General features: G+C 77.4%; 2 protein-coding genes. One reads left to right on the plus strand and one right to left on the minus strand.

Annotated elements, in window-relative coordinates; genetic code table 11:
• On the minus strand, positions 1 to 976 hold a 976-nt coding region (locus HCJ92_RS23525), incomplete at its 3' end, for a protein kinase domain-containing protein (protein WP_167935627.1).
• A gap of 441 nt (positions 977 to 1417) precedes the next feature.
• Here HCJ92_RS23525 and HCJ92_RS23530 point away from each other — a divergent pair.
• On the plus strand, positions 1418 to 2715 hold a 1298-nt coding region (locus HCJ92_RS23530; RefSeq protein ID WP_167935628.1), incomplete at its 3' end, for an FHA domain-containing protein.

A 2715-nucleotide genomic window follows, 5' to 3' on the forward strand; every position in this document is an offset into this window, starting at 1 on the left:
CCGCGGCGCCGGCCGGGGTGATGCCGCTGCCGACGACCCGCACCGGGGCGGGGTCCGGCGGGAGCAGCGCGGCGACGCCGAGCGCCGCGGAACGCTCCTCGGGTCCGGCGTACTCACCGATGCCCTCGCCCACGGCGCGCAGCGCGCGGCCGAGCGCGGTCGCCGAGGGGCGCTCGGCGGGGTTCTTCACGAGGCAGCGCTCGATGACGGTCCACAGCGGGTCCGGTAGCCCCTCGGGGCGGCGTGGCTGCTCCGTGAGGTGGCGCTGGAGCAGCTCCAGGGCGCTGCCGCCGCGGAACGGCGGCTCGCCGGTGACGAGTTCGAAGAGGAGGATCCCGGCGGCGTAGACGTCGACGGCGGAGGTCTGTTCGCGTCCCTCGGCGGATTCGGGCGCGACGTAGGAGGGGGAGCCCACGAACTCGTGGGCGCGGGTGACGCCGGGGGCGTCGGCGAGCCGGGCGATGCCGAAGTCCGTGAGCATCGGGCGCAGCAGCTCGCCGTCGGCGCCGTCCCTGGCCAGCAGGACGTTGGCCGGCTTGAGGTCGCGGTGGACGACGCCCCGGCCGTGGGCGGCGGCGAGGGCGTCGGCGATCTGCGCGGTGACCAGTGCCGCCGCGACCGGGGAGAAGGGGCCGTTGTCGTAGAGGTGGCGGTGGAGGTCCGGGCCGTCGACCAGGTCCATCACCAGGGCGAGCAGCTCCCCCTCGACGACGAGGTCACGGGTGCGGACGATGTTCTGATGGTTGTCGCGGCTGAGCCGCAGCAGCACGGAGCGCTCCCGGAGGAAGCGCATCACCACGTCGGGGTCCTGCGCGAGCTCCTCCTTGAGGACCTTGATGGCGACCGCCTCGCCCGGGTGCCCGGTGACCGCCGCCTCGGCGCCGGCCTCCTCCCGCTGGCGGCCCCGCCAGACGGTCCCGGTGGCGCCGCGCCCCAGCGGCTCATCGAGCAGGTACTTGCTGCCAACGGGCCGCACGCGTGCTCCTAGTGACTCGGTTCCTGGTGGTCTGGCGCCGGGACGGCAGCGTGGTGTGACGCGGCTCCCCGGCACCTACTGTAATGCGGGCGGTCCTGGCCGGTCCCGGGCTCGGGCGGGCCGTCCGCAAGGCGTCGGTCCGTCGAGGCGCGGACCCCGGTGGGGCCGGGCGGGCCGGCGGCGGCCGGACACCGCCGCGGGCGGCGGGTGGGGGGTGCGCCTCGTGTCGTGGCTGGTGGGGACGGGGGCGCGCGGTCCGGCGGGCGGGGTGCCGGGGGTACGCGCGAGAGGGCGCACCCGCGAAGTCGATCACTTCCGGCCGATCAGAATCAGACAGTTCCGGACAGTGAAGATCGCGAACTGTCCGAGGAGGCGCGACGTGTCGGTGGCAGGTGGGAAGATGCGTCCGGGCTCCAGACGCCGATGGGACCGGGAGGGCCGATGCAGCTCAGGGTGACCGTTCTCGGACCGCAGGGCAGGGTCCCGGCGGCAGCGGCCGACGCCACCGTCTCGGCTCCGCCCGACACCCCGCTCGCAGCCGTCCTCGCGGCGCTGTCCGACACGGTGGCGCCGGGCTCCGGCACCCCTGTCGCCGTGTTCTGCGGCGCCGAGAGACTGGACCCCGAGCGCGCGCTGCTCGGCGTGCCGCCGTTGGTGGACGGCGCCGTGCTGGCGTTGCGCCGCCCGGTCGAGGCGGGCACCGAGGGCACCACCTCGCGGCTGCTGGTGGTCGCGGGGCCCGACGCCGGCGGGGTCCACCTGCTGCGCGGCGGGGAGATCCTGATCGGGCGCTCCGCGGAGGCGGAGATCCCACTCGACGACCCCGACGTCTCCCGCCGCCACTGCGTCGTCACGGCAGCGCCCGACGGATCGCTGACCGTGCGCGACTGCGGCTCCACCAACGGCACCACCGTCGACGGCCGAACCGTCGGAGCGCGCCCCGGAGCGCTCCCCGACGGCGCCGAGCTGCGGGTGGGCGAGACGGTCCTGCGCGTGGTCGGTGCCCGGACGGCCCCTGCCCCCCGGGCAGCCGCCGTCGCCCCTCTCCCGCTCCCGCTCTCCGGCGGCATGCCCCTTCCCGGCGCGCGGGCAGCACTGGACGGCGCAGGGCGCGCGCCGGGGCGTGACACCACCGACCGCACCTCGGCACACCGCTCCCCGGCCGCCCCGCTCGGCGGGGTGAGGCCGACGGGTCCCACCACCTCCGGTCGCGGCACCGGCCGCGGGCAGGCCCGCGCCGCGGCGCCCGCGCCACCGGACCCGGCGACGCTGCTGCTCGCGGCGGTGGAGTCGGCCGCCCCGCTGTGGGAGCGCGGCAGCGGGCACCCGGAGCTGCTGACGTCCCGACTCGGCAGCGCGCAGCACTCCGCCGGCCCGCTCGACCCGGTCACCCTCCGGCTGACCTCCGCCGGTTCGCTCGGACTCGCCGGGCCGCTCCCGCGGGTGCGGGCGGTCGCCCGCGCACTCCTCGCCCACGTGGTCGCGCTCCACCCGCCGAGCGCCGTGGAGGTGGTCGCGATCGCCCCGGGCGGCGCAGATCACTGGGGCTGGACGGGATGGCTCCCCCACACCCGGCCCACCTCCCAGCCCTGCCACCGGCTGCTGGCCTTCGACGACGGCCAGACGGCCGCCCGCGTGGCCGAGCTGGTCGACCGGCTGCGCGTCGGCGCCCGAGGCGCTCCCGGCGGCAGCGGTGCCCCGCCGCGCCTCCCGGAGCAGTCCCGGCACCGACCGGGCGG

It is taken from the genome of Streptomyces spiramenti, from assembly GCF_012034385.1.
Taxonomy (GTDB): domain Bacteria; phylum Actinomycetota; class Actinomycetes; order Streptomycetales; family Streptomycetaceae; genus Streptomyces; species Streptomyces spiramenti.